22 protein-coding genes are annotated in these 26,570 nt (G+C 66.4%); 7 read left to right on the top strand and 15 right to left on the bottom strand.

Annotated features, from left to right (window positions below):
- Nucleotides 1-565 precede the first annotated feature (565 nt).
- The 3 genes from G6N55_RS26045 (at nt 566) to G6N55_RS26035 (ending at nt 3,117) form a co-directional block, all read left to right on the top strand.
- The gene (locus G6N55_RS26045) at nt 566-733 is read left to right on the top strand and encodes a hypothetical protein (protein WP_163667506.1); all 168 of its coding nucleotides are present in this window, start codon (nt 566-568) and stop codon (nt 731-733) included.
- A gap of 900 nt (nt 734-1,633) precedes the next feature.
- Entirely contained in the window at nt 1,634-1,996 is a 363-nt protein-coding gene (locus G6N55_RS26040; protein WP_139826705.1) for a hypothetical protein, read from the top strand.
- A gap of 623 nt (nt 1,997-2,619) precedes the next feature.
- On the top strand, nt 2,620-3,117 hold the full coding sequence (locus G6N55_RS26035) for a CHAP domain-containing protein (RefSeq protein WP_085220726.1): 498 nt from the start codon (nt 2,620-2,622) through the stop codon (nt 3,115-3,117).
- A 10-nt stretch (nt 3,118-3,127) separates the two neighbouring features.
- Here the strand turns inward: G6N55_RS26035 and G6N55_RS26030 are convergent, their stop codons facing one another.
- The gene (locus G6N55_RS26030; protein WP_085220727.1) at nt 3,128-3,619 is read right to left on the bottom strand and encodes a methyltransferase family protein; all 492 of its coding nucleotides are present in this window, start codon (nt 3,617-3,619) and stop codon (nt 3,128-3,130) included.
- A gap of 93 nt (nt 3,620-3,712) precedes the next feature.
- Between G6N55_RS26030 and G6N55_RS26025 the strand changes: the two genes are divergently transcribed.
- Nucleotides 3,713-4,336: a TetR/AcrR family transcriptional regulator gene (locus G6N55_RS26025; protein ID WP_085220728.1), complete on the top strand. Its 624-nt coding sequence runs from the start codon at nt 3,713-3,715 to the stop codon at nt 4,334-4,336.
- A 14-nt stretch (nt 4,337-4,350) separates the two neighbouring features.
- Here the strand turns inward: G6N55_RS26025 and G6N55_RS26020 are convergent, their stop codons facing one another.
- Nucleotides 4,351-5,838, bottom strand: coding sequence for an FAD-dependent oxidoreductase (locus G6N55_RS26020; protein WP_085220729.1), 1,488 nt, complete (start codon nt 5,836-5,838; stop codon nt 4,351-4,353).
- A 181-nt stretch (nt 5,839-6,019) separates the two neighbouring features.
- Between G6N55_RS26020 and G6N55_RS26015 the strand changes: the two genes are divergently transcribed.
- Together G6N55_RS26015 and G6N55_RS26010 are read left to right on the top strand one after the other, a co-directional pair.
- Entirely contained in the window at nt 6,020-7,933 is a 1,914-nt protein-coding gene (locus tag G6N55_RS26015) for a serine/threonine-protein kinase (protein ID WP_085220730.1), read from the top strand.
- Nucleotides 7,934-7,959: 26 nt separating this feature from the next.
- Nucleotides 7,960-8,817, top strand: a complete 858-nt coding sequence (locus G6N55_RS26010) for an NAD-dependent protein deacetylase (protein WP_085220731.1) — start codon at nt 7,960-7,962, stop codon at nt 8,815-8,817.
- Nucleotides 8,818-8,821: 4 nt separating this feature from the next.
- On the opposite strand, the gene G6N55_RS26005 is transcribed toward G6N55_RS26010, so the two are convergent.
- Nucleotides 8,822-10,090, bottom strand: a complete 1,269-nt coding sequence (locus tag G6N55_RS26005) for a cytochrome P450 (RefSeq protein WP_085220732.1) — start codon at nt 10,088-10,090, stop codon at nt 8,822-8,824.
- 93 nt (nt 10,091-10,183) lie between these two features.
- On the opposite strand from G6N55_RS26005, the gene G6N55_RS26000 reads away from it, so the two are divergent.
- Nucleotides 10,184-10,819 (top strand): TetR/AcrR family transcriptional regulator, encoded by a 636-nt coding sequence (locus G6N55_RS26000; RefSeq protein WP_085220733.1) that lies wholly within the window; start codon nt 10,184-10,186, stop codon nt 10,817-10,819.
- A 4-nt stretch (nt 10,820-10,823) separates the two neighbouring features.
- On the opposite strand, the gene proB is transcribed toward G6N55_RS26000, so the two are convergent.
- From proB to G6N55_RS25940, 12 genes are all read right to left on the bottom strand, one after another.
- Entirely contained in the window at nt 10,824-11,927 is a 1,104-nt protein-coding gene (gene proB / locus G6N55_RS25995) for a glutamate 5-kinase (RefSeq protein WP_085220734.1), read from the bottom strand.
- Nucleotides 11,924-13,366, bottom strand: a complete 1,443-nt coding sequence (gene obgE / locus G6N55_RS25990) for a GTPase ObgE (RefSeq protein ID WP_085220735.1) — start codon at nt 13,364-13,366, stop codon at nt 11,924-11,926. The genes proB and obgE overlap by 4 nt, the downstream gene beginning before the upstream one ends.
- Before the next feature lie 42 nt (nt 13,367-13,408).
- Nucleotides 13,409-13,675, bottom strand: coding sequence for a 50S ribosomal protein L27 (gene rpmA / locus G6N55_RS25985; protein ID WP_085220736.1), 267 nt, complete (start codon nt 13,673-13,675; stop codon nt 13,409-13,411).
- Between the two features lie 14 nt (nt 13,676-13,689).
- Nucleotides 13,690-14,001: a 50S ribosomal protein L21 gene (rplU, locus tag G6N55_RS25980; RefSeq protein ID WP_025736107.1), complete on the bottom strand. Its 312-nt coding sequence runs from the start codon at nt 13,999-14,001 to the stop codon at nt 13,690-13,692.
- A gap of 262 nt (nt 14,002-14,263) precedes the next feature.
- Nucleotides 14,264-17,053: a PPE family protein gene (locus G6N55_RS30410; protein ID WP_372517603.1), complete on the bottom strand. Its 2,790-nt coding sequence runs from the start codon at nt 17,051-17,053 to the stop codon at nt 14,264-14,266.
- 129 nt (nt 17,054-17,182) lie between these two features.
- Nucleotides 17,183-19,978, bottom strand: coding sequence for an Rne/Rng family ribonuclease (locus tag G6N55_RS25970; protein ID WP_085220737.1), 2,796 nt, complete (start codon nt 19,976-19,978; stop codon nt 17,183-17,185).
- A gap of 309 nt (nt 19,979-20,287) precedes the next feature.
- The gene (gene ndk, locus G6N55_RS25965; RefSeq protein ID WP_085220738.1) at nt 20,288-20,698 is read right to left on the bottom strand and encodes a nucleoside-diphosphate kinase; all 411 of its coding nucleotides are present in this window, start codon (nt 20,696-20,698) and stop codon (nt 20,288-20,290) included.
- Between the two features lie 29 nt (nt 20,699-20,727).
- A complete protein-coding gene (locus tag G6N55_RS25960; protein WP_085220739.1) occupies nt 20,728-21,111 on the bottom strand; it encodes a DUF4233 domain-containing protein in 384 nt (127 codons plus the stop codon).
- Nucleotides 21,108-22,553: a bifunctional tetrahydrofolate synthase/dihydrofolate synthase gene (gene folC / locus G6N55_RS25955; RefSeq protein ID WP_085220740.1), complete on the bottom strand. Its 1,446-nt coding sequence runs from the start codon at nt 22,551-22,553 to the stop codon at nt 21,108-21,110. The genes G6N55_RS25960 and folC overlap by 4 nt, the downstream gene beginning before the upstream one ends.
- On the bottom strand, nt 22,550-25,198 hold the full coding sequence (locus G6N55_RS25950) for a valine--tRNA ligase (RefSeq protein ID WP_085220741.1): 2,649 nt from the start codon (nt 25,196-25,198) through the stop codon (nt 22,550-22,552). The genes folC and G6N55_RS25950 overlap by 4 nt, the downstream gene beginning before the upstream one ends.
- 85 nt (nt 25,199-25,283) lie before the next feature.
- Nucleotides 25,284-25,877, bottom strand: a complete 594-nt coding sequence (locus G6N55_RS25945) for a LysM peptidoglycan-binding domain-containing protein (protein WP_085220742.1) — start codon at nt 25,875-25,877, stop codon at nt 25,284-25,286.
- Between the two features lie 79 nt (nt 25,878-25,956).
- Entirely contained in the window at nt 25,957-26,487 is a 531-nt protein-coding gene (locus G6N55_RS25940) for a DUF937 domain-containing protein (protein ID WP_085220743.1), read from the bottom strand.
- Between the last annotated feature and the right edge of the window lie 83 nt (nt 26,488-26,570).

Raw genomic sequence — 26,570 nt, 5'->3', positions numbered from 1 at the left:
AAGTTACTAGCTTATTTCCGCGTGAGCTTTAGACTTTGCAAGGTGGCGGATGTGCTGCACGTGAGCAATGAGGGGCTGCAGGTGCTGGCAGCGCATTGCGACGCGGTTTGGTGGCAGCGACTCCAGTACCAACTGTAGGGCTACCAGTCCAGGCGACTTCCGGCGCTGTCGGATCCGCATATGCGGCGCTCGACGGTGTGATCGCCACGTTGGCGGGAAGATCGCAGGCAAGCGCGATCAAGGCCGCCGTAGCCGGCGCTGAGTTTGTTGCCAGCGACAGCGCTGGGGCGCACAGCGCTGCCGCACTAGGTAGCTCGATCACTCAGGTGTGACCAGTGGTCGGGGTTGTTGGCGTCGGGGCGCCCAGCTTGTCAGAGAGTCAAGCGTGGGACGTCGCCCACCTCGAAAACGCGCCAAGGACTGGACAGCCACCGCCCAGCATTGGGAAACATCGCTTAGCTCGATTCATCGGGCGTCCGTGTCGCCGGGCGGGACGGTCTGGGAAGGTGTCGCTGCCGAGGCCGCGCAGGAACGCGCCTTCGCTGATCTCATAAAAGTTCGGAGGTTGGCCGATGCGCTGCACGAATCCACGGCCGTAGCGCGCCGGGGAGCCGAGACTCTCTATTCGGCCAAGCAGAGCGTGCTGGACGTGGCCAGGGAGGCGAGCGCCGCCGGTTATGTGGTGGGCGAACACCTTTCGGTGACACCGTCGCGCGGTGGCGCCGCCGCGTAGGCGCAAGCGCAGCTTTACGCCGCACAGATTCAAGAACGCGCTGTCCGGCTGGCCGTCCACGACCAAGAGATCGCCGCCAAGATCACCGCGGCCACCGAACCCCTCAACGCGGTGACCTTCGCCGAACCGCCATCCGCGCCCCGCCACAACAAGCCGAAAATTCAAGCAGTCGATCTGCACACCTTCAGAGACGCTCCGAATCCAGAACCCGGGCAAACCGACGGTCCGAGCGGCGACGATATCCGCCGGGTGCTCGACAAACTGCCCGCTGGCAACCGACCATCCATCAGAGAGGTCCGCACGCCTCAGGACCTTGAGAATCTATTGAATTGGGCCAAGCAACACGAAGTGGAGATCCCAAATGCATACGGCGACCCGAGTAAGGGCGTCGAATACCAGCTACCCGACGGGACGAGGATTGGGCGGCGGTGGAGCGCCGAGCCCAACGGACAACAAGTCCTCGACATCAAGTTCCCCGACCGAGGGGACTACGAAAATCCATATCAACCCACGAGGGGGTGTACCGGAACTACCGGCACCCCCCGCGCCGCGGCCTGTCGGCCCTCCCGCAGCAGGACAACCTGCTACCACTCCTCAAGCGCCAGCCCACCCACCGACTGAAGTGGCACCGTCGCCTAAGCCCACCCCCGGAAAGGCAAACAGCGGCGGGATTGCCGGGATCGCTTTTCGGCGGCCTACCCCCGAATTCGCCGGCAACTGGACCTCACCCCATCCACATACCGCACACCAAGGATCACCGATTCCCACTATTGGGTGAGATCCCAGAAGAATTCCTGGGACCCGAAGAGTGACGATTGCAGGCAACGCAAGATATCGGCAGGAGTGGGGAGTGCGATGACTGGACCCGATGAACCGTTTCGCGATCGTGTCGAGCTCCAGTTGGACGCCGACGACATCTTGCGCAATGAGCTGTTGCTCGATGGAACGGCGATGTGCATACCGATGGCACAAGTCACAGCGATCATCAGCCGCGAAAACCTCGCCGACAATGTCGCCGCCCGCCAGGACTTAGTACTGCGCACCATCCGATCGTTGCTCGACGACGGGCTCATGAAGATTGGCGACATACTCGGCGCTTCTGATGAACGCGTCGTGCCGTGGGACCTCTCAATCGATGCCGCCATGGACCGCGTCCGCGACCTCTTCGTCGGCCACTACGACGAGCCGGATTTGTATGACTTCCGGATTTGGCTCCAACTCAATCCCGCTGGGGAACAAGCAGCCCGGGCGCTGATGGGTTAGCGCTGCGTCCCACCGACCGGGCCGGAACTGGAAACAATTTTACAGCTGCTTAGGCTTATGACCGCGACGGAGCTCGTCGACATCGAGCTAACAGACGATGAGCACGACCTTCTTGGCCATGGCCTGAACGAATACGGCGGACCGATTCGCAATCAAGCCGTGATGGCCCGAGCCCTGGGACTGCCAGACGAGAAAAGCCTCGATGGCTCAATCCACCGACTCGCGACGGCCCTCGGACGCAAGGAACCAATGTCCAGGCTCGATTGGGCTCGCGTGGTCTTTCTTCGTGGGCTAGCAACTTGGTTGGCTCCGGCCTGGATTTCAGATCCAACTTTCACGACGACGAAGCGGCTCCGTTAATGCGCTCCATCCAACGCAAGATCGGTCTTTACGGCGTCGGAGGAAGTTTGCTAGTACCCGAGCACAAGGCCGGACAAGACTGAACGTACCGGCCGCTCAGCGATCGTGAACTCGCCGTGAAGCCCTGCACCGCCGCGATTAGCCGACGCTTTTACCAGCGCCGAAATGGCCCGTCCACCAAACACCCGACATGATGAAACGAATTCTGGTCTCGCTCCGATAACAGGAAGGTAACGGGTTGATGGGCGGGCGAGAGGAGGCGCATGAAGCGCAGCGCAGTTGTGGCCGCCGCCGCGGTGACCAGCGCACTCTCCCTGGGAGCGTCAATGGCGCCGGCTCCGGCCAACGGGGATCCGGCAGCGAGCATAGGCCGCACGATCGACCACAACCCCTTGAGCGGCGACTACGAGGGCTACTGCACCTGGGGCGCCCAAGAACAAATCCACGCCCACACCGGCTACTACATCCGAGCGCTCACCGGAAATGCCGAAAACTGGGCTAACCAAGCCCAAGCGGCAGGCTGGACGGTAGTGAACGAAGCGCAGCCCCACTCGATCGCGGTCTTCAGCAGCGCGCTCGTCGGAGGCGTCGGACACGTCGCCTGGGTCGACGCCGTCAACGGCAACTCCATCACGATCACCGAGATGAACACGGGTTACGGGGCCACCGCGTCAAACGGCTACCGCACCACGGGCTTCCACGAATTCGACACACGGACCGTCGCACAAGCCCCGGGGATGAGCTACATCCTGATCCCCTGAAACTCCGTGGTCACCAGGGCCGCAAGCGCGGTAGCCAGGCGGGCACGTTGAGTTTGTACTCCTCGTACTCGTCCCCGTATTGCCTTGCCAGGGTTGGCTGTTCGTAGAGAAGCACAAAAGATGCGGTGGAAATCCACACAATCGCGGCGTAGACCACCAACCCCGGACTGCGAAGGAGCAACGCCTGCCCGAGAATTGCCAGCACGAGTCCGACGTACATCGGGTTTCGGACATAGCGATTGAACCCGGTGATCACCAGATGTTCTGTCGGCGCAACGGGCGCGGGAGTTCCTCCGGCCCTGGCGAATTGCGTGAACGCGTGCAGCAGCGGGATGAGCCCCGCGGCGATCAGCACGACGCCTACTGCCTGCGCCCACCGCAACGGCGCGCCGCCGTTGGGCAGCACCCAACCGGTGATCAGCCAGGGAATCACACCCACAACGGTGCCCGGAGCCACCACAAAGAACGCCGCTGACCCGACGCTAGCCACTGATGTCCGCACGGTCTTCCTCCTAACAATTCCTCATCTGTGGAATTCTACGGCTCACGATAGCCCCGAGCCGATAGAAAGTCCACAGCTGTAGAATTTTGTCGTATGTCACCCGTCGGACGGCGTCCGGGAAAAACCGATACGCGCGATCAGATCCTGCTGACCGCTCGACGCCTGTTTTCCGAACGCGGCTACGACAAGACGTCGCTACGGGACATCGCCACCGAGGCGCAGGTGGATACCGCGCTGATTCGACACTATTTCGGCACCAAGGACGACCTGTTCCGGACCACGATCGGGTGGCCGTTCGACCCGCAGCAGATCGCCGGTCGCATCGCGGGAGGCGATCGTGCCGAGATTGGCCGGCGACTCAGTGAGGTGTTCTTCGGGTTTTGGGAGCAGCCCGACAGCCGCGCCTCATTGCTGGCGATTTTGCGTGGGGCTGCCACGCATGAGGAGTCGGCCACGCTGGTGCGGCAATTCATCCAGGGTCAGTTGTATCAGCTGATCGCGTCGGAGGTTCCCGGGCCGGATGCCGAGATCGGAATCGATCTGGCGATGGCGCAACTACTCGGTGTCGCCTTCTTGAGGTACATCCTGCAGGTCGAACCCGTCGCCTCCACGCCGATTGCCGAACTCACCGATCGCGTTGCACCCGTCCTCAACGTTCATCTGCAGGTCCCTGGGAAATCGCCAAATCATAAGGGGCGTAACCGGCGCCGCGGTTGAGTAGCTCGATCCACTCATCCGATTTGACTGGCTACCCGCTCCTCACTTATTGGACCGCAACGGATTTGGAATCGTTCCCGCACCGTGTCCAGAACGCGGCGCTGGCGTTCGCATTCGCGGCGGTGCGTGAGCAGGAACCGTATCTGGCCCGGCAGGCGGCGCGGTAGCGGATACCACTGATCGAAATCGAGACCGTTCTCCTTGAATACGCCGCTGGGGACGTTGTCGTAGATCAGGCTCAGATTGTGCTGGGCGAGCGCGAAGAGCACGTACGGAAATGCCACCGGCGATTCGCGCCTCAGTTCCTGCCAGTCGACTTCGTAGAGCGGAATGTCGGTGAGCTTGTCCAACATCATCAGGTGGCCCAGGAAGTACCCCATGAACGCAGGCAAGTGCAGCACGGCCGACCGCACATTGATCGAGACGACCGCACCACTGGGCGAAATGTAAGGTTCGTAAGGGTATTCGCGGTCGGCCCCCACGTACCCCGTGCAGTTCACGACCCAGCTGCCCGGTTCGATTGTCTTCGTCGCTTTACTGCGGAACACCAACTCGGTCGTGCACATGCGATCGACGACATCGTCGAGATAATCCATGACGACATCATTGAGACCGGCGGAGATCGCGCGATTCTCGTCCTCGGACAGCACTCCCAACACGAAGTTGTCCGCCTGCGGAGTCAGGAACGTGCCGTGAGTGGAGCGGTACCACTCCCGGATCTCTGATTCGTTCGCGCCGTCGTACCGTCGGCTCAACTGTGCGGCGACGGTGCTCGGCGGCCTACCCTTCCACCACCGCCGGGCGCCGGTCGGGAAAAATTTGTCGCGGCTGGTGAAGAATGTTCCCGCGCCGGCGACGAGGTTGACCTGGCGACCGGGGCGCACGGTGATCAACGCGTGCGCGGTGTCCATCGCGGTCTTTCCGCCGCCGATAATCCACACCGGCGCAGCGCTTTCCCCGATATCGCCGGCCCGGACGTCACAGTAGTCGGGCGACACCGAATGAACGCGTCGGCTGGAGAGCTGCAGCGGCTCGTTCGGCATGACCGCCAGGCCATAGGCTTTGATCAATCGCTTGGCTCCGACGACGAGCACCCGCCCGTCGACCGCCCGGCAGTTGACCCACACGACTCCGTCCGCTTCTTGGTGTGACTCAAAGTCCCAGCCGAAGTACTCGTCGACTTGCACACGCTCCCTGATCACGTCGACGCAGTGCTGAAAATGGCCGAGCACTTCACCCTTGGACGCCAAGTGGGCGCGATCCTTGCCCAGGGTCCACTCGATGTTGCCCGCGGTGAACATCGGATGTGGTTGATGCAGGCGCACATACGAATACACATCGACCCACATGCCACCGAGGCGCGGCCGGCGATCGATCAGGATCACCTTCTGGTCCGGCGATAGGTATCGGCTGACCGCGAATAGGGCGTTGAGCCCGGCGATACCGGCTCCCACGATGCACACATCGCAGCTCTCCACCCGCGAGAATTGGGATTCGGACATCAGCCCGCCTTTCCGTGCAGAGGCGTCAAGTATGCGATCGCGCCGCGCTGCCGGGGATGCGTAATCGACTACCCCACTGGCCTCGGATATCGCGTTGGAGCGCCGAACATTTGTGTTTCCTATGTGCAAACGTTGTCGCCCGAACTATCGTGTGTTCGACCGTGGACGCCGGGAGGCTGATATGGATGGAACCCCGTTCGGGCGCTACCGCTTGGTGGAATTGTTGGGCCGCGGTGGGATGGGCGAAGTGTGGCGTGCGCACGACACATCGACTAACCGGATAGTCGCAATTAAGTTGCTACCGCCGCAGCTGGCTCAAGACCCGACGTTCGTGCAACGGTTTCGCAGAGAAGCCGAAGCGGCGGCGCAACTCAACAGCCCGCATGTGGTCCCAATTCATGACTACGGCGAGATCGACGGCCGGCTATTTGTGAACATGCGCTTGATCGAGGGCCGCGACCTGCAACAGGTTCTGAGTGAAGGGCCGCTGGACCCGGCCCGAGCGGTGCGCATCGTCGAGCAGGTGGCCCGAGCTCTGCACGCCGCCCACAAGATCGGACTGGTCCACCGCGACGTCAAACCGTCCAACATCCTGCTCGACGAGGACGACTTCGCGTACCTGATTGACTTCGGGATCGCCCGCGGCGCAGACCAAACCCGAATGACCGGTACCGGCGGCGTCATCGGCAGCTGGCCCTACATGGCCCCGGAGCGGCTGCGAGCGGGCCAGGTCGATGCCCGCTCGGATGTCTATGCGCTGGCCTGCGTGTTGTACGAGTGCCTGACCGGGGACACCCCGTTCGCCGGAGACAACACCGAACAGCAAATCACCGCGCATTTCATGGAACCGCCGCCACGCCCGTCGATCACCGATCCCAACGTGCCGGCCACGCTCGATCCGGTGATTGCCAACGGCATGGCCAAAGACCCCGATCAGCGGTACGCCACCACCATCGAATTGGCCACCGCCGCGACCGATGCCGTCACCGACCCAATCGCCAGGCCAGCCCAAACCCTAAGCGATTCAGCATATTTCGTGACACAGGCCGCAACCAAGGCCGCCGACCCCAGCCTTGCCGCGACCCAACACGCAAGCCGACTCACCCTGCCCCCACTGGCTGCCGGTGACCCAAAACGCCGAAAACACCTCCGGATCGCACTCGCGGGTGGGGCCGTCGTGGTCGCAACAATCGTCGTCGCCATCATTGTGTTCACCGTCGGAAGCGGGCCTGCCAACCAGCCGGCCGCGAAGCCCGTCGCCGCGCCGAACACCGGTCCGTTCACCGGCGTGTACCGCGTCGACTTCGGCCCCTCGGGCACCAATGGGAAACCGGACGACGGAGGGACGTCATCAAGCGGACAGTGGGCGGTCCGTTCGGCATGTCGTCCCACGGGCTGCGTCGCAACGGCAACGGCCACCGGCGGAGCTACCCTGCAGTCGGAATTCGTGTTCGACGACATTGGCGGACAGTGGCGTGCGGTCGGCGCATACCCGGTGGCGTCGCCGCCACCCGGAGTGTCGGGCTTCGACGGATGCCAATTCCCCGCCGAATACTGGACCGTCATCACGCTGCAACTGCGGCCCGACGGATCGGTGGGCGGCCAATATCGCGCCACGGGGCCCCCCGAATGCGAGACGGAGCGAACCGTCACCTTCACCCGGATCGGGGACGTCGACGTCAATACTCTTCCGGACCCGGCTGGGATACCGGCACCTGTCGGGTCCCCGGCCGCCGCATTCCACGGCCGCTACCACGCAACGCAGAAGCCTCTCGACACTCACTTGACAGGCACCTGGGAGCCCATTGTTCAGACCGACTGCCTGCGCACGGGAGAACGCTGCATCAGTCGGGTCGGATACAACATCTATCACTTTTCGAACGGCAAGTGGACCTACGCATTTGACGGCAAACGAGGATGCGAGAAAACGCAAATATCGGATCCAACCACGTTCCACTGGGAATTTCCGTTGCCGCAGCCGCCGCAAGATCCGATCACGTTATTGACGGGCCACGGCCACAAGCAGGTGACCGGCACCGACAGTTGTTCAGGCTCCTATGACGAAGACGTGAAATTCGAACGCACCGGCGACTGAACGGCACAGTCCGTACCCTCGAATACGTGACAGCACGCCCCGAATCACCGGAGCTGGTTGCGCTGTTGGCCGGACGCCGGATCGCCGTGCTGACGGGTGCCGGGATCTCCACCGACTCGGGCATTCCCGACTACCGCGGTCCCGATTCGCCGCCGAGCAACCCAATGACGATCCGGCAGTTCACCTCCGATTCCGCGTTCCGGCAGCGCTATTGGGCGCGCAACCACGTCGGCTGGCGGCACATGGACGCGACCCTGCCCAACGCGGGGCATCGGGCGCTGGCCGCGCTGGAGCGCGCCGGGGTGGTGAGCGGCGTGATCACCCAGAACGTCGACCTGCTGCACACCAAGGCCGGCAGCGAGAACGTGATCAATCTGCACGGCACCTACGCGCAGGTGATCTGCCTGAGCTGCGGCCACACGATGAGCCGTGCGGCGCTGGCCGAGGAGCTCGAGGCGCTCAATCCGGGATTCATCGAGCGCGCGGAGGCGATCGGTGGGCTGGCGGTGGCACCCGACGCCGACGCCGTTGTCACCGATACCGGGTCCTTCCGCTACCTGGACTGCCCGCACTGCACCGGTATGCTCAAGCCCGATATCGTCTACTTCGGCGAAAATGTCCCTAAAGAAAGAGTGGCACAGTCGTTTTCGATGGTCGACGAATCCGAGGCACTACTGGTCGCGGGGTCGTCGCTGACCGTATTCTCCGGCTACCGATTCGTGCGGCACGCGGCCGCGCTCGGCATACCGATCGCCATCGTCAATCGCGGCCCTACCCGCGGCGACGATCTGGCCACCGTCAAACTCGACGCCGGCTGCTCGGAATTGCTGGTGCTGCTCGCCTCCGAACTGGGAGGTGCGCTGGCGCCACTGGCCTTGCCCTAGAACGCTAAAACGTGCAGGGTAGGCTGCGCACCGCGCGCACGAAGTTGCCCGCCACGTACGTCGCATCGGTTGCCTGAATGTCCGGCAGCTGGCGGAACAACTCACCGAAGATCGCCCGCAGTTGCGCGCGAGCCACGTGCGCGCCGAGGCAGAAATGCAGTCCGCCGCCGCCGAATCCGACGTGCGGGTTGGGGCTGCGGCTCAGGTCGAAGTGATCAGGACGTTGGAACGCCTCGGTGTCCCAGTTGCCCGACGAATAGAACATCACCACCTTCTCCCCCGCGGCGATGGTCTGACCGCCGAGCTCGAAATCGGTTGCCGCCGTGCGGCGGAAGGTCATCACCGGCGTCGCCCAACGAACGAACTCCTCGACCGCCACACCGATCCGGCTCTCGTAATCGGCTAGCAGCCAAGCCCTTTGGGCCGGGAAGTCGGTGAGGGCCTTCATCGTGTGGCTCATCGTCTGCCGGGTGGTGTCATTGCCCGCCACCGAGAGCAACACAAAAAACGCCGCCACCTCGGCATCGGTAAGCCGGTCACCGTCCACCTCGGCGTGCACCAGGCTGCTGATCAGGTCCTCACCTGGGTTCTCGCGGCGCTGCGCGGCGAGCGCGCCGACGACCCCGTGCAGGTACATCTGCTGTTCGAAGATGACCTCCAATGCGGGGCGGCCGTTGAGGAATTCGGGGTCGGCCCACGACACCAGTGCGTCGGTGGCATGTGCCATGCGCTCACGCTCGGATTCCGGGATGCCCACCATGTCCGACAGCGTGCGGATGGGCAGCTCCTTGGCGCAGTGATCGACGAAATCCGCGCCGCTGCCGGCCTCGCGAAGCTCTTCCACGATCGTCTTCGCGTTTGCCTGGATCGACTCCTCGATGCGGCGCACCTGCCGCGGCGTGAACGCGGCGTGGGCGAGCTTGCGCAGCTTGGTGTGCCGCGGCGGGTCCATCGCCAAGAAGGATTGCGACGCTTCCAGCAGCTCCACCGGAACGCTTTCGAACATCACCCCCTTGCCGGACAGGAACACCTCGCTGTCGCGGCTGACCGCGACGATGTCCGCGCGCCGGGTGACCGCCCAATAACCGGGATCGTCGGGATCGGGCATCAGGGAATCTTCGACCGGGGGATGCCAGCTCACCGGCCGCTCGGCCCGCAGCACCGCAAACGAGCGCTCCCGGTCGGCTGCCGTCGTCGACCAAAACGCGCGCGAGGACAGATCAATCGCGTCATACGCACGTGGGCGGCTGGTACGCCCGGTCAGCACTGCCATCGTTCGTCCTCCGTCGTGTGATCCAACGTCGTTGACAGTATGCCTAGACGGTATGTCTAGTCAATATGTTGAACTGTCGGTTATGCTCGGGAAATGCCGCCGGTTACCCGCAAGCCGCAGCCCAAGCGCGAGCAGCGGCGTGAGGAGATAGAGCGCCAGCTACTGGACGCCACCGAGCGGCTGATGCGCGGCGGGGCCAGCTTCACCGAGCTCAGCGTGGACCGGCTGTCGACCGAGGCCGGCATCTCGCGGGCGAGCTTCTACATCTACTTCGAGGACAAGGGCCATCTGCTGCGCCGGCTGGCCGGCCAGGTGTTCGCCGATCTGGCCGAGAGCGCCGATCGATGGTGGAGCGTGGCGGGGCGCCATGATCCCGCCGACGTCCGCGCGGCCATGGCGGGCCTGGTTGCCAGTTATCGCCGCCATCAGCCGGTGCTGGTCGCCCTCAACGAGATGGCCGCCTACGACGCGGTGGTGGGCGCGACCTACGGCAATCTGTTGACCGCGATCGCCGCGCGGCTGAGGCGCGTCATCGAAGACGGCCAGGCCGACGGTTCCATCCGGCTCGAACTGCCCGCGGCCACCACGGCCAGCGCGCTGACCTGGATGGTGGAGCGGACCTGTCAGCAGAACCTGCCGGGCGCACCGGAGTCCTACGACGCAGAACTCTCCGACACGTTGGCCGAAATAATCTGGGCCACTTTGTATCTCAAGTCGCAATCGAGCTGAGACGCTACACCGCGACCAGGTCGTCGGCATGCACCGCGGGCCGCCGCAGCTCGTCGGGTAGCTCCGAGGTCGACCGGCCGATAATCGTTGCGAGCTCGGTCGCGTCGTAGGCAACGACGCCGCGGGCCACCACCGTCGCATTCGGCCCGTGCAATTCGACGACATCGCCGCCGTGGAACTGCCCGGACACCGCCGTGATACCCGCGGCCAGCAGCGAGCGGCGTTGCCCGACGACCGCACGCACGGCACCCTCGTCGAGGGTCAGCGAGCCGGCCGAATCGGCGGCGTAGCGCAGCCAGAATCGGCGGGCCGACATCCGTTGTGGCCGAGCGGCGAACACCGTGCCCGACGACGCATCGGTCAGCGCCGTCGCGGCGTCCGTTGCCGCGGCCAGCAGCACCGGCACCCCGGCGTCGGCGGCCAGCAGCGCCGAGGACATCTTCGACGCCATGCCCCCGGTGCCCAGCGCGCTGCCCGGGCCGGCCACCACACCATCAAGGTCCGACGCCGCGGCCACCTCGGGAATGAAGTGTGCCTCCTTGGTCTTTCGCGGGTCGGTGTCGTAGAGCCCGTCGATGTCGGAGAGCAGTACCAGCGCCTCGGCACCGACCAGGTGGGCCACCAGCGCCGAGAGGCGGTCGTTGTCACCGAACCGGATCTCGTTGGTGGCCACCGTGTCGTTCTCGTTGACGATCGCCACCGCGTGCAGCGCGCGCAACCGGTCCAGGGTGCGTTGCGCGTTGGTGTGCTGGGCCCGCATCGAAATGTCTTGCGCGGTCAGCAGCACCTGCCCGACCGTGCGGCCGTAGCGGGCGAAGGCCGCGCTCCACGCGTTCACCAGCGCGACCTGGCCCACGCTGGCCGCCGCCTGTTTGGTGGCCAAATCCTTTGGCCGACGCGATAATCCGAGCGGTTCGATACCGGCGGCGATGGCACCCGAGGACACGATGACGACGTCGGTGCCCGCCTTCATGCGCCCCTCGATGGCATCGGCCAGCCCGGCCAGCCGGCCCCCGTCGAACACCCCGGACGGCGTGGTCAGCGCGTTGGTCCCGATCTTGACGACCAGGCTGCGCGCGGTGCGGATGGCTTCGCGATGCGCGCTCACGGCTCGTCACCGCGTTCGCGGCGCCGGCGCCGCGCGGCCTTGCGCTCGTCGGCGCCGATGCGCTCGGTGCGTTCCAGCCGCGCGTCGGTGCCGCGGCCGGTCAATGGAACCTGAACGCCGGCAGGGGTTTGCGGCTCCCAGTCGAACGTCATCTCACCGATGGTCACCGCGCAGCCGGGTTGCGCACCCAGCCGCAGCAGCTCCTCCTCGACACCGAGGCGCGCGAGGCGGTCGGCGAGATAACCCACCGCTTCGTCGTTGTCGAAGTTGGTCTGGCCGATCCACCGCTCGGGGCGCGCTCCGGTGACCACGAAGCCGCCCTCGCCGTCGGGCTCGACGGTGAAACCGTTGTCGTCGACGGGCACCGGGCGGATCACCGGACGTCGCGCCACCGGGGCCGGGCGCGAGGCGTTGTATTCCGAGATCATCTGCCAGAGCCCAAAGATAAACGGCTGCAACCCTTCCCGGGTTGCCGTCGACACCAGGAACACCGGCCAGCCACGCTCGGCGATCTCGTCGCGGACGAACTCGGCAAGCTCACGCGCCTCCGGCACGTCAATCTTGTTGAGCACCACCGCCCGCGGCCGCTCCGCCAGGTCGACCAGCGCCGCATCACCTTGCAGGGTGGGCGTATACGCGTCGAGTTCGGCCTCCAGCGCGTCGATGTCGGAGATCGGGTCGCGGCCGGGATCAGCTGTGGCGCAGTCGACGACGTGCACCAGCACCGCGCACCGCTCGATGTGCCGCAGGAAATCCAGCCCCAGCCCGCGACCCTCGGACGCGCCCGGGATCAGGCCGGGCACGTCGGCGACGGTGAACGACTTCTCGCCGGCCGAGACGACACCGAGGTTGGGGACCAACGTGGTGAACGGGTAATCGGCGACCTTGGGTTTGGCCGCCGAGATCACCGACACCAGCGACGACTTTCCCGCAGACGGGAATCCGACCAGCCCGGCGTCGGCGACGGTTTTGAGTTCGAGGGTGAGGTCGCGGGCCTGGCCGGGCTCACCCAGCAGCGCAAAGCCGGGCGCCTTACGCGCGCGGGACGCGAGCGCCGCGTTGCCCAGCCCGCCACGGCCGCCGGCCGCGGCTTCGAAGCGGGCGCCCACACCGACCAAATCGGCTAGCAGCCGGCCGTTTTCGTCCAGGACGACGGTGCCGTCGGGGACCTTGACTTCCAGATCCGCACCGGCCGCGCCGTCGCGGTTGCTGCCCGCCCCCTGCTTGCCGTTGGGAGCGGTGACGTGCGGACGGAAGTGGTAATCCAGCAGCGTGTGAACGGCGGGATCGACGACGAAGACGATGCTGCCGCCGCGGCCGCCATTGCCGCCGTCGGGGCCGCCGAGCGGCTTGAACTTCTCGCGATGAACCGACGCGCAGCCGTTACCGCCGCAACCCGCCCGCGCGTGAATGACGACCCGATCGACAAACCGAGGCATCGGGGTTCCCCTTAATCACGGGTGAATGCGCACCCGCGACGCTCAGTCGGCGTTCTGCTCGGCCGCGACGATGCTGATGGTCTTGCGTCCGCGCTTCACGCCGAACTCGACCGCGCCGGCCGCTGTCGCGAATAACGTGTCGTCGCCGCCACGACCGACGTTCACGCCGGGGTGGAAGTGGGTGCCACGCTGGCGGACGATGATCTCGCCGGCCTTGACGACCTGGCCGCCGAACCGCTTGACGCCCAGCCGCTGCGCGTTGGAATCGCGACCGTTGCGCGAGCTGGAAGCGCCCTTCTTGTGTGCCATGTCTGTCGCCTCCGCTACTTGATTCCGGTGACCTTCAGGACCGTCAGCTGCTGACGGTGTCCCTGACGCTTGTGGTAGCCGGTCTTGTTCTTGAACTTGTGGATACGGATCTTCGGGCCCTTGGTGTGCTCGAGTACCTCGCCGGTCACCGCGACCTTGGCCAGCGCGGCGGCGTCGGAAGTGACGGTGGCACCGTCGACAACCAGCGCGACCGGCAGCGACACCTTGGCGCCGGGCTCGGATTCGAGCTTCTCGACCTTGACCACGTCACCGACGGCGACCTTGTACTGCTTGCCACCGGTCTTGACGATTGCGTAGGTCGCCATCGTTGCTCCTGCCTCTTCCTCACGTCTTCCGCGCGCGTGCTAACTGCGATGCGCGTGCTGGGTCTGGGGAGCGGGACAATCTTCCCGCCTGTCGCCCGCCGAAGTCAGGTGCCCGGCTTGACGACAACTGTCCAAGGGTACGTGACCAGCGGCTACAGGGTCAAACCAGCACTCGGGCGAGCCGCGGCCGACTCGAGGCCGGGTCCGGCAATGGCATGAAGCCCCACGTCCAGGCATTTGTTCGCTGTTGGCTAACTCCTGGTCAATCCGCGTAGCTCGGCGAGCCGGCGAAAGCGTCCGTCAGCGCGCCGGGATCGAACCGGGGCTGGATTCCCGAGGTGCCCGCCAGGCCCGGTGAACTCGACAAGCCGAGGCCCGGGGAAGCTACGGAAGCGGGCGGCGGCGTCACCGACAGCACCCCCGGACCCACGGTCACCGGGCCGAAGTAGCCGCTGGACCCCGCAAAGCCGCCGGGGTAGACGGTGACGACGTCGCCGGGGCCGACGACGATCGTGCCGCCTGGTGCGACGGGCACGATGCTGCCGTCGGTGACAACGACGAACCCGCCGCCGTTGATGGTGAGCGCACCGCCGGCGTCGACGGCGAGAGTGCCGCCGCTGCCGATCGGGACGGTGCCGCCCGATCCGACGGTGACGGTGCCACCGTCGGCGACGGTGAGGGTACCGCCGTTGTAGACGGTCAGAACACCGCCATCGCCGAGGGTGAGGGTGCCACCGGCGTTGACGTTGAGCGCGCCACCATCGTTGAAGGCGCTGCCGGCGTCCACGGTCAGCGAACCGTATTCGTTGACGATGCCACCGAGGTTCACGTCGAGGGTGCCGTGGCCATCGACCGCGAGGTGACCGTAGTCGTTGAGAACGGCGCCGTTGTAGACGGTGAGAGCGCCCGGGTCGGTGACGGTCCCGTCGTTGACGGCCAGGGTGCCGTAGTTGAGGACGGTGCCGTAGTCGTCCAACGCACCGCCGGGGTACACGGTCAGCGTGCCGCTGTTGGACAGGGTGCCGATGTTGGACACGGTGCCGTAATCACTGAGGGTGCCGCCGGTGGTGACGGTCATCGTGCCGTCATGGCCCACGGTGAGGGTGCCACCGGAGTCGACGCTCACCGCGCCCGCGTCGGTGAGAGTGCTCCCATCGCTGACGCTCAGGGTGCCCCCGTCGGTGACCGTCAACGCGCCACCGTCGCTGACGGACAGCGTGCCGCCATGGCTAACCGTGAGCGCTCCGTCATCCGTGAGGGTGCCCCCGGTGTCGACGGTCAGGGCACCGCCATCGGTCAGGGTGCCCCCGTCGGCGACGGTCAACGCGCCACCGTCGCTGACGCAGAGCGTGCCGCCATCGCCAACGGTGAGGGCCCCGTCGTCCGTGAGGGTGCCCCCGGTGTCGACGGTCAGGGCACCGCCATCGGTCAGGGTGCCCCCGTCGGCGACGGTCAACGCGCCACCGTCGCTGACGGTGCCGCCGTCGGAGACGGTGAGGGTGCCGTCGCTGTACACGGTGAGCACGCCGTCATTGCTCAGGGTGACGGCGCCGCCGTCGTTGACGTTGAGAGCGCCGGCATCGTTGAATGTGCTGCCGGCGTCCACGGTCAGGGATCCGTATTCGTTGACCGTGCCACCGGTGTAGACGTCCACCGTGCCATTGGCATTGACCGCGAGGTGTCCGTAGTCGTCGAGGACGCCGCCGTCATGGACGGAGAGGATGCCCGGGTTGGTGACGGTGCCGTCGTTGACGGCCAGGGTGCCGTAGTTGGTGATGGTGCCGTAATCGTTCAACACGCCACCGGGGTAGACGGTCAGGGTGCCCCCGTTGTCGAGCGCGAGGGTTCCGCTGTTGGCCAGGGTGCCGTAGTCGCTGAGAGTGCCGCCGTTGGCGACGGTGAGGGTGCCGCCGTCGTCGACGGTGAGACTGCTGGAAGGCAGAACGGTGAGGCTGCCGTAGTCGCTGAGGGCGCCGCCGTCGGCGACCGTGAGAGTGCCGGCGTCGAAACTCGTGACGTCGCCGCCGGCGTTGACGGTGAGGGTGCCGGCGTCGGTGACAGCCCCCTGGATGAAAAGGGCTCCGTTGACGGTGACAACGCCGCCGCTATTGATCGACAGGACGCCACCGCTGTTGACGCTGAGCACGGCGCCGCTGCCCACGGTGACGCTGGCACCGTTGGAGACGGTGAGGGTGCCACCGGAGTTGATGATCAGCGTGCCGCCGTCGGTGATCGTGCCGCCGGGGAGGATCAGGAGAGTGCCGTTGACGGTCAGCGTGCCGCCGGACTCGATGGTGATCGACGTGTAGGTCCCGTTTGGCCCAACGGTGGTGAGACCCGGGCCGATGGTGAGGTTTCCGCCCGATCCGATGGTGACGTTGCCGCCGGTGATCTGCTGCGCGGCGTTGGCGGCGGCCACCTGTTGGGTGGCCGGTTGTGCCAGCTGGGTCAGGTTTTGGGTTTCGGCCCTCGCGGTGTCGGCCGCGCTGTCAGCCACCGCGCGAGCCTGCGCATCCCGTCCCGCCTCATCAGTGGTCTGCGGCGGTTCCTGATACGACGTCAGGGTGCCCGCGGCCGACGCATCGACGGCGTAGCCGTACATCGCGGTGGCGTCCTGGATCCACATCTCCGCGTACTGCGCCTCGGTGGCCGCAATCGCCGCACTGTTCTGCCCCAGAAAATTCGTGGCAGCCAATGCCATCAACTGCGCACGGTTGGCCGCTATCACCGGCGGAGGCACCGTCATGGCGAACGCCGCCTCGTAGGCCGACGCGGCCGCGTACGCCTGCGCCGACGTCTGGGCGGCTTGCGCGGCACTCGCCTGCAACCACCCCACGTACGGTTCGGCCGCCACCGTCATCGACACCGACGACGGACCCGACCAGGTCAGACCGCTCAGCCCCGAAACCTGCGCCGAATAGCCCGCCGCGGTGGACTCCAGCTCGGCGGCCACCGCCTCCCAGCTCACCGCCGCCTCCAGCAGCGGCCCGGGCCCGGGACCCGAATACATCAGCGCTGAATTGACCTCGGGCGGAAGCAACCCAAAATCCACGACGGCTCCCCTGCATCTGCCTATTAAGCGTCAGTACAGTAAGGCGATCTAATAAGAATCGGGCAAGCGCCAGGTAACCGTCAACCGGACCGGCGACGCAAGAGACTCGGCAGCCCGCCGCGGGACAGATCAGCCCATGTGGATGGGTGGGCCGGCCGGCCGGCCCGCCGCGCGCCGACGCCGCGGACGCTCAAAGTCCGACCCGGCCTCGGCCGCGGAATCCTCCGCGTCGCCGTTTTCGTCGTCGGGGTCCTCGTCGTCATCGAGGTCCTCGTCGTCATCGAGGTCCTCGTCGTCATCGTCGAGATCCTCGTCGTCGAGCTCGTCGAGGTCGTCGTCGTCATCGTCGAGGTCCTCGTCTGCCGAGTCCTCCTCGTCGACGTCGTCGGAGTCCTGGTCGTTGTCGTCGTCCTCGGCGTCCTCAAAGGCATCGGAGTCGGCGTCCAGATCGGCGGGACCCTCCACCTTGGTCTGCTCGTCGACCTCGGTGGTGACGTCCTCGCCACCCTCCTCGGCCTCACCGTTGTCGCGAGTCGCCATGGCCTTGAACATCGGGTGTTCGCCCGGCGCGTGTACGGGCACCTTGGCGACGGCGGGCTGATCGGCGGGCTCTTCGGATCGGTTCTTCTTCGACCGCTTGCCGCGCCGGCCGCCGCCGGACTCGGACTTGCGCCCGGTCGCCGGGGCCGAGTCGACCGGGTCGGCGTGCAGCAGGATTCCGCGGCCGCCGCAGTTCGGGCACGACGTCGAAAACGCCTCGATCAGACCGGTTCCCAGTCGCTTGCGGGTCAACTGCACCAGGCCCAGCGAGGTCACCTCGGACACCTGGTGACGGGTGCGGTCGCGGGCCAGCGCCTCGGTCAGCCGGCGCAGCACCAGGTCGCGGTTGGATTCGAGCACCATGTCGATGAAGTCGATGACCACGATGCCGCCGATGTCGCGCAGCCGCAGCTGGCGCACGGTCTCCTCGGCCGCCTCGAGATTGTTCTTGGTGACCGTCTGTTCGAGGTTGCCGCCCGATCCGGTGAACTTGCCGGTGTTGACGTCGACGATCGTCATCGCCTCGGTCCGGTCGATGACCAGCGTTCCGCCCGAGGGCAGCCACACCTTGCGGTCCGTCGCCTTGGCCAGTTGCTCGTCGATGCGATGCACCGCGAACACGTCCGGCCCGGGCTGACCGTCCGCCGTCGCGGGGGGGTCGTACTTGGTCAGCTTCGAAACCAGGTCGGGCGCAACCGAATTCACGTAGTCGTTGATGGTGCTCCAGGCGTCGTCGCCGGAGACGATGAGGCCCGCGAAATCCTCGTTGAACAAGTCGCGGATGACCTTGACCAACACGTCGGGCTCTTCATAGAGCGCCACCGCAGCGCCGGCGGCCTTCTCCTTGGTCTCGCTCGCCTTGGCCTCGATCTGTTCCCAGCGCTCCTGCAGGCGGGTGACATCCTGGCGGATGTCGTCCTCTTTGACGCCCTCGGACGCGGTCCGGATGATCACTCCGGCGTTCGACGGCACCACCTCACGCAGGATCTCCTTGAGACGCTGGCGTTCGGTGTCGGGCAGCTTGCGGCTGATCCCGGTCGACGACGCACCCGGCACGTACACCAGGTAGCGGCCGGCCAGGGAGACCTGCGTGGTCAGCCGGGCGCCCTTGTGTCCGACCGGGTCCTTGCTGACCTGGACGACGACGTAATCGCCGGGCTTGAGCGCCTTTTCGATCTTGCGCTCGGCGCCGCCCAGTCCGGCGGCCTCCCAGTTGACCTCGCCGGCGTACAGCACGCCGTTGCGGCCCCGACCGATGTCGACGAACGCCGCCTCCATCGAGGGCAGCACGTTCTGCACGATGCCCAGGTAGATGTTGCCGACCAGTGACGCCGACGCCGCCGACGTCACGAAATGCTCGACGACGATGCCGTCTTCGAGCACGGCGATCTGCGTGTAGCGGGAGCCGGGGTGCGGCGGCTCGGTGCGGACCCGGTCGCGCACCACCATGACCCGTTCGACGGCCTCGCGGCGCGCCAGGAATTCGGCCTCGGTCAGTACCGGCGGGCGGCGCCGTCCGGCGTCACGCCCGTCGCGGCGGCGTTGCCGCTTGGCCTCCAGCCGCGTCGACCCGTCGATGCCCTTGATCTCGGCATTGCTCGAGCCGTTGTTCCTGCCGTCGTCGGAGGAGCCGCCCTTGCCACGCGGCGCGCGCTCGTGCACGACGGTGTTCGGCGGATCATCGGGCGAGCCGTCGTCGTTGTCGTCACCGGAACCGGACTTGCGCCGACGGCGCCTGCGACGACGCCGATTGCCGCCGTCCGGCGAACCGTCATCGGAGCCGTCGTCGGAGTCGTCCGAGTCCTGGTCGTCGGCGTCGTCAGAGTCATCCGAGTCACCGGATTTCGGGCCGTCGCCGTCGTCGTCCTGGTCGGATCCGCCCTGTTCGCCGCGGCCGCGGCCACGTCCCCGCCGGCCGCGTCGCCGCCGCCGGTTGGCGGGCCGATCGGCCTGCTCCTCGTCGTCCTCGCCGTCGTCGTCGCCGTCGGAATCGTCGGTGTCGGTGCTGTCGGCGGCGCGCGCGGTGTGATCGGCCGCGACCGGCTGCGGCGCTACGAACAGCGGCATGTAGGCGGGGCGATCGATCGGGGGCTCCGTCATCAGCCGGGGCCCGGGTTCCCCGGGCGAGGCGGCTTCGGCGTTGCTGAAGGCTACGAAGTTCTCCGGCGGCCGGGGCGACAGCAGGTCACGCACCCGGATCGCATCCTCGTAGTCCACCCCGGAATGTGCGCTGCGGATGCGTCCATCCAGCGCGCTGAGCGCGTCTACCACCCGCTTGCTGGTGGTCCCCAGCGCTCGTGCCAGAGAATGGACTCTCAATCGGTCCGGCAGGTCTTCCTGGGCCGGCACAGTTGATGGGTCTGAAGTTTGGTCACCGTCTATCACGTATTCTCCTCAAGCCCCCGGGCGCGTCATGTCGACGCGGCCACGCGAGGGCTTCGCTATGTACCCGGGTCACTTTCTCCCGGACTTGTGATGGTCTTGCCCCGAGCGACTCGGCTAGAACCAACTCGGTGCCGTGCTGAATGTCGGCCTGACATGCGGCGCTACATCGCGAGCTGGCAATGGTCGCGCTTGTCTAAGTCTTCATTCGGGTGTCCGACGCCGGTCCGGCGACGTTCACCCGCAGTCAGTATCCCACATCACGCCGTGGGCCCAAACGAGCCTGACCTGGAAGCCAGGCGCGCTAGAGGGCTAAGCGCCGGGAAACCATAGCGCGATTTCGCGCTTGGCCGAATCGATCGAATCGGATCCGTGCACCAGATTCAGCTGCGTTTCCAGGCCGAAATCGCCGCGGATGGTGCCGGGCGTGGCCTTCTCGACCGGATCCGTACCGCCCGCAAGCTGCCGAAACGCCGCAATGGCGCGCGGGCCCTCCACGATTGCCGCCACGACGGGTCCCGACGTGATGAAGTCGAGCAGCGACTCGAAGAACGGCTTGCCCTCGTGCTCGGCGTAATGCTGGGTGGCCAGTTCCTTGCCGACGCCGCGCAGCTCGAGCGCCACGATCGTGAGGCCCTTGCGCTCGATGCGGCCGATGATCTCGCCGATCAGTCGCCGCTCGACGCCGTCGGGCTTGATCAATACCAGGGTCCGTTCGGTCACGGCGGTCAGCGTACCCAACGAATCGGGACTCAGCCCGGCGGTGCTTGCCCGTGCTCCTGACGTCGGCGGACCTCGGCGCGGAAGTAGGCGATCAGCAGCCACAGCCCGGCAAACAGCACCCCGATGAAGCCCACGCCCGAGTACACCGCGAACCCCGCGAGCACGACCAGCTGGACGCTCAGGTTCACCCAAATCGCCCAGGGTCGGCCCTGCACACCGCACAGCAGGATCAGCAGCACCGCGAGCCCGATCAGGTAGCTCAGCGACGCCCCGTTGAGGCCGGGCCCGACGGCGCCGACGACCGGTATAGCCAGCAGCACCACGATCGCCTCCAGGATCAACGTCGCGGCCATCACTCCCCGGAAGCTCTTCCAGGGGTCCGCCGGCGGCGGGGTCTGGTCGCTATCCGTCATTCCGGGTCACGACCGAACAACATGCGCGCGGCCCCGGCGGTGACCACCGAGCCGGTGATCACCATTCCGGTGCCGGAAAACTCTTCGGCCTCCCCGTCGGCGGCGGCCTCGTCGACCAGCGCCGTCGCGACCTCGATGGCGTCGCGCAGATTTTCGGCGGTCAACACCCGGTCGGGTCCGAACCGCTGCTGGGCGGTCAGCGACAGCGACTCGACATCCAATGCCCGCGGCGACCCGTTGTGGGTCACGACGACGGAATCGAAGGCCGGCTCCAGTGCGGCAAGGATGCCGTCGACGTCTTTGTCGGCCATCACGGACAGGACCCCGACCAGGTACCGGAAGTCGAATTCGCTGCCCAGCGTTTGCGCCAGCGCCGCCGCTCCGGCGGGATTGTGCGCGGCGTCGATGAACACCGTCGGGGCGCTGCGCATGCGCTCCAGCCGCCCGGGGCTGGTGACGGCGGCGAACCCGGCTCGCACCGCCTCGACGTCGAGCTGGCGCTGCGCACCGGCGCCGAAGAACGCCTCGACCGCGGCGAGAGCCACGACCGCGTTGTGCGCCTGGTGCTCGCCGTGCAGCGGCAGGTACACGTCGGAGTACACCCCGCCCAGGCCCTGCAGCTCCAATACTTGCCCGCCGATCGCGATCTGACGACCCAGCACCGCGAACTCCGAATCCTCGCGCGCGACGGCGGCGTCGGCCGGAACAGACTGTGCCAGGAGAACTTCCATCGCCTCCGGTAGCTGTCGCGCGATGACCGCGACAGTGTCGGGCGCGCCGTCCGGGGCCTTGGTGATGATGCCCGCCTTCTCACCGGCGATCCCGGCGATGTCCTCGCCGAGGTATTCGACGTGGTCGATGCCGATCGGGGTGATGACCGCGACCGGCGCGTTGATCACGTTGGTGGCGTCCCATCGGCCACCCATGCCCACCTCGACGACGGCGACCTCGACGGGAGCATCGGCGAAGGCGGCGAACGCCATCGCGGTCAGCACCTCGAACTTGCTCATGGCCGGACCGCCCGCGGCCTGCGACTGCGCGTCGATCATCTGCACGAACGGCTCGATCTCGCGATAGGTCGCCACGTATTGCGCTGGGCTGATTGGCTTTCCGTCGATCGCGATGCGTTCGACCGCCGACTGCAGGTGCGGGCTGGTGGTTCGGCCGGTGCGCCGGTGCAGCGCGGTCAGCAGCGCGTCGATCATGCGCACCACCGACGTCTTGCCGTTGGTGCCCGCGACGTGGATCGACGGATAGCTGAGCTGCGGCGAGCCGAGCAGATCCATCAGGGCGCTGATCCGGGTCAGGCTCGGTTCGATTTTGGTCTCGGGCCAGCGCTGGTCCAGCAGATGCTCGACCTGCAAAAGGGACGCGATCTCGTCCGGCGTCGGAACCACGCTGGTGTCCCCGGGAGTGTCGAGCCAGTCGGGCTCTTCGGTCATTGCAGCCCGGCCAGCCTGCTGTTGATGCGCTCGGTTTCCTCTTGGGCCAGTCGCTGACGGTCGCGAATCTTGCTGACGACCTGTTCGGGTGCCTTGGCCAGGAAGTCTTCGTTGGCCAATTTGGCTGCGGTAGAGGCTAATTCCTTCTGTGCTGCCGCCAGATCCTTTTCCAGGCGACGACGCTCGGCGGCGACGTCGATGGTGCCCGACGTGTCGAGTTCGACGACGACGGTGCCGCCGCTGAGTCGAACCTCCAGGGACACCGACGCGCCGAAATCCGGCCCAGGCGCGGTGAGCCAGGCCAGCGACTTGACCGCGGTGACCTGAGTGCCAAGATCGCAGTCCTCGACACCGGCCAGCCGGGCCGGCACCTTCTGCCGGTCGGCCAGACCCTGGTCGCTGCGGAACCGGCGAACCTCGGTCACCAGCCGCTGCATATCGCTGACGCGCTGCACCGCAACGGGATCCAGGCTGATACCGGAAGGCTTCGGCCACTCGGCGATGACGAGGGACTGCTCCCCCGTCAACGCCTGCCATAGCTCTTCGGTCACGAACGGGATGACCGGCTGCAGCAGCCGCAGCAGCGTGTCGAGGCCCGCGGCCAGTACCGCGGTGGTCTGGGTGAGGCCGTCGGCGAGCTGCACCTTCGCCACTTCGACATACCAGTCGCAGAATTCGTCCCAGGCGAAGTGGTAGAGCGCTTCGCACGCCCGGCTGAACTCGTAGCTGTCGAATGCCGAATCAACCTCGGCGCGAACCTCTTCCAACCGCCCCAGGATCCACCGGTCGGCATCGGTCAGCTCGGCGAGCGGAGGCACCGGCGCCAGCTGCGCGCCGTTGAGCAACGCGAAGCGGGTCGCATTGAACAGCTTGGTCACGAAGTTGCGCGACGCCCGGACGGCATCCTCGCCGACCGAGAGGTCGCCGCCGGGACTGGCGCCGCGAGCGAGGGTGAACCGCAACGCGTCGGCCCCGAACATCTCCACCCAGTCCAGCGGGTCGATCACGTTGCCCTTGGACTTGCTCATCTTGCGGCCGAATTCGTCACGGATCAGCCCATGCAGGAAGACGTCGGTGAACGGCACCTGCGGGCCGCGGGAGCCGCCGAGCGTGATCGCGTCGTCGCCGCCGACGAAGGTGCCGAACATCATCATCCGCGCCACCCAGAAGAACAGGATGTCGTATCCGGTCACCAGAACACTTGTCGGATAGAACTTTTCCAGCTCTGCGGTCTGCGACGGCCAGCCCAAGGTGGAGAAAGGCCACAGCGCCGACGAGAACCAGGTGTCCAGCACGTCGGGGTCTTGCTCCCAACCCTGCGGCGGCGACTCGTCCGGTCCGACGCACACCTGCTCGCCATCGGGCCCGTACCAGATCGGGATGCGGTGGCCCCACCACAGTTGTCGCGAGATGCACCAGTCGTGCATGTCGTCAACCCAGGCGAACCAACGCGGCTCCAGGCTGGCGGGGTGAATCACTGTGTCCCCGTTGCGAACCGCGTCACCGGCGGCCTTGGCCAGCGTCTCCACCCTGACCCACCACTGCAGCGACAGCCGGGGCTCGATCGGTTCGCCGCTGCGCTCCGAATGCCCGACGCTGTGCAGGTAGGGCCGTTTCTCGGCGACCACCCGCCCCTGTTCCGCCAGCGCCTCACGAACCGCGACGCGGGCTTCGAAGCGGTCCATGCCGTCGAATTGCGTTCCGGTGTCGACGATCCGGCCCTTGGTGTCGAGGATCGAGATCATCGGCAACTCGTGGCGCAGACCGATCTCGAAGTCGTTCGGATCGTGTGCGGGCGTGACTTTGACTGCACCGGTGCCGAATTCGGGATCCACATGCTCGTCGGCGACGATGATCAGCTGCCGGTCGATGAACGGGTGCGGCAGTGTGGTGCCGACCAGGTGGCGATAGCGCTCGTCGTCGGGGTGCACCGCGACCGCAGTGTCGCCCAGCATCGTCTCGACCCGGGTGGTGGCGACCACGATGTGCGGTTGCGAGTCGTCCAGCGAGCCATACCGGAACGACACCAGCTCGCCTTCGACGTCGAGGTAGTTGACCTCGAGGTCCGAGATCGCAGTTTCCAGCACCGGCGACCAGTTGACCAATCGCTCGGCCTGATAGATCAGCCCGGCGTCGTAGAGCCGCTTGAAGATCGTCCGCACCGCGCGGGACAGGCCCTCGTCCATCGTGAACCGGTCGCGGTCCCAATCGACCCCGTCACCGAGGCGCCGCATCTGGCCGCCGATGGCGCCGCCGGACTCGTGCTTCCAGTCCCACACCTTGTCGACGAAGAGCTCGCGCCCGAAGTCCTCTTTGGTCTTGCCGTCCACCGCGAGCTGCTTTTCCACCACGCTCTGGGTCGCGATGCCGGCGTGATCCATCCCGGGCTGCCAGAGCACCTCGTATCCCTGCATGCGCTTGCGGCGGGTCAGGGCATCCATCATCGTGTGCTCCAGCGCGTGGCCCATGTGCAAGCTGCCCGTGACGTTTGGCGGCGGCAGCACAATCGAGTACCCGGGCTTAGAACTGGTCGGGTCCGCCTTGAAGTAACCGGCGTCCACCCACTTCTGGTAGATCGCCGTCTCCAGCGCACCGGGATCCCACGACTTGGGCAGGTCGGCGGCAGAGCTGGGGCTGGCGGTCACCGGTCAATTCTAGGAACCGCGGCGAGCCCGCGTGTAAGCGCCCGAACACGCAGGTGGTCGGTCGGTGCCGGTTGGGCCGCGGTGTTCAGGGAATCGTGAGCACCTGGCCGGGGTGAATCAGGTCGGGATCGGCGACGCCGCTGGCGTCTGTGATCACCCGATATTTGCTGCCGTCACCGTAAAAGCGCTCCGCGATGGCCCACATCGTGTCGCCGGAGACGACGGTGTAGGTGCGCGGCTCGGGCTCGGGCGCGGCGTCTGGCGGGGGCTCCGGGGTGGGCTCGGCGGTGTCGATCGTCACATCCGCGACGGCGGGCTCGGCGGCCGGCGCCGGAGGCGGCGGACCCTCGGTCTCGGTGTGGCTGGACCACGCCGGTCCGTCGGCGGCGTAGAGCACCAGGTTGCAGTCATCCTGAAGGACGAGCCGGACGTCCTTCTTGCCCTGGGTGTCGGTGTGCCAAACCGGCTTGTCCGATGTGTACAGGACGAAGTTGCCGTCGTGCTGCACTTCGGCGCGCTGCACGTCCTGGCCGTTGGTCGCCGTCGCCCAGAGCGCCTCTCCCCGTGCGGCCAGCACCAGGTTGCCGTCGTCTTGCAGCGTCAGGGTGTAGGCCCCGTTGTTAGAGGCCAGCGATTGCCCCCGCTGCAGCTGTTGTCCTTCAGTCAGCATGTCTGACATGGCATTTCCCTCTCGTCATCCAGTCCGGCGTGATGGCGCCGGACCCGCTTGCCGGTGCCCGATAGTGGGCCCGGGTTGGCTACTTCTTGCCGCCGAGCAGGCCACCGAGAATGTCGCCGAGGCCGCCGCCTTTGCCGCTCAGCACGCTTCCGAGAATGCCGCCCAGCGACTTGTCGCCGCTGCTGCCGCTCAGGATGCTGCCCAGCACCTCGCCGAGACCGCCGGACTGCGCCTGCGTGGTCTGCGGCGCCGAGCCACCGGATAGTTGCTTTCCGATGTACGCCAGCACAATCGGGAGCACAACCGGCAACAGCTGTTTGAGCAGGTCGCTATTCCCGGCTCCCCCGCCGGCCAGCGCGGACGCGACTTGGTCGGCATCACTGCCACCGAAGAGCGTCGCGACCGCCTGATGCCCGTCGCTGTCGGCAGCGGTCGCGGCGGATTCGATCCTGGCGGCGTGCTCAGGATCTTGTGAATTCTGGTGCAGGCCGCTCAACAGCGCCGGCACCAGGGTGTGCACCGCGGCGTCGACTTCGCCTTCGTCGGCACCGAGCCTGCTTGCGATGTCGGCTGTGGGAATCTGCGCGTACAGATCATCGAGACCGGCCATCGTAATCGCCACCTTGATTGGACTGATGTTTCAGGCAAGTCCCCTACGACACTAGTCCCATGCACCGCCGACCGAAAGGTGTT

Origin of the sequence: Mycobacterium florentinum, assembly GCF_010730355.1 — a bacterium.
Taxonomy (GTDB): Bacteria; Actinomycetota; Actinomycetes; order Mycobacteriales; family Mycobacteriaceae; genus Mycobacterium; species Mycobacterium florentinum.
Note: the sequence above shows the minus strand (reverse complement) of the source record. Positions and strands in the feature narration are given on the sequence as shown.

What these genes read in the sequence shown, in the direction of transcription:
- G6N55_RS26000 (WP_085220733.1), top strand. Translation starts at nt 10,184, where the DNA reads ATGCCGCCGGTTACCCGCAAGCCGCAGCCCAAGCGCGAGCAGCGGCGT.
- folC (WP_085220740.1), bottom strand. Translation starts at nt 22,553, where the DNA reads ATGACCGAAGAGCCCGACTGGCTCGACACTCCCGGGGACACCAGCGTG.
- G6N55_RS26025 (WP_085220728.1), top strand. Translation starts at nt 3,713, where the DNA reads ATGTCACCCGTCGGACGGCGTCCGGGAAAAACCGATACGCGCGATCAG.
- G6N55_RS26005 (WP_085220732.1), bottom strand. Translation starts at nt 10,090, where the DNA reads ATGGCAGTGCTGACCGGGCGTACCAGCCGCCCACGTGCGTATGACGCG.
- G6N55_RS25960 (WP_085220739.1), bottom strand. Translation starts at nt 21,111, where the DNA reads ATGACGGATAGCGACCAGACCCCGCCGCCGGCGGACCCCTGGAAGAGC.
- G6N55_RS25940 (WP_085220743.1), bottom strand. Translation starts at nt 26,487, where the DNA reads ATGGCCGGTCTCGATGATCTGTACGCGCAGATTCCCACAGCCGACATC.
- G6N55_RS25945 (WP_085220742.1), bottom strand. Translation starts at nt 25,877, where the DNA reads ATGTCAGACATGCTGACTGAAGGACAACAGCTGCAGCGGGGGCAATCG.
- obgE (WP_085220735.1), bottom strand. Translation starts at nt 13,366, where the DNA reads ATGCCTCGGTTTGTCGATCGGGTCGTCATTCACGCGCGGGCGGGTTGC.
- G6N55_RS26035 (WP_085220726.1), top strand. Translation starts at nt 2,620, where the DNA reads ATGAAGCGCAGCGCAGTTGTGGCCGCCGCCGCGGTGACCAGCGCACTC.
- rpmA (WP_085220736.1), bottom strand. Translation starts at nt 13,675, where the DNA reads ATGGCACACAAGAAGGGCGCTTCCAGCTCGCGCAACGGTCGCGATTCC.
- G6N55_RS26020 (WP_085220729.1), bottom strand. Translation starts at nt 5,838, where the DNA reads ATGTCCGAATCCCAATTCTCGCGGGTGGAGAGCTGCGATGTGTGCATC.
- rplU (WP_025736107.1), bottom strand. Translation starts at nt 14,001, where the DNA reads ATGGCGACCTACGCAATCGTCAAGACCGGTGGCAAGCAGTACAAGGTC.
- G6N55_RS26015 (WP_085220730.1), top strand. Translation starts at nt 6,020, where the DNA reads ATGGATGGAACCCCGTTCGGGCGCTACCGCTTGGTGGAATTGTTGGGC.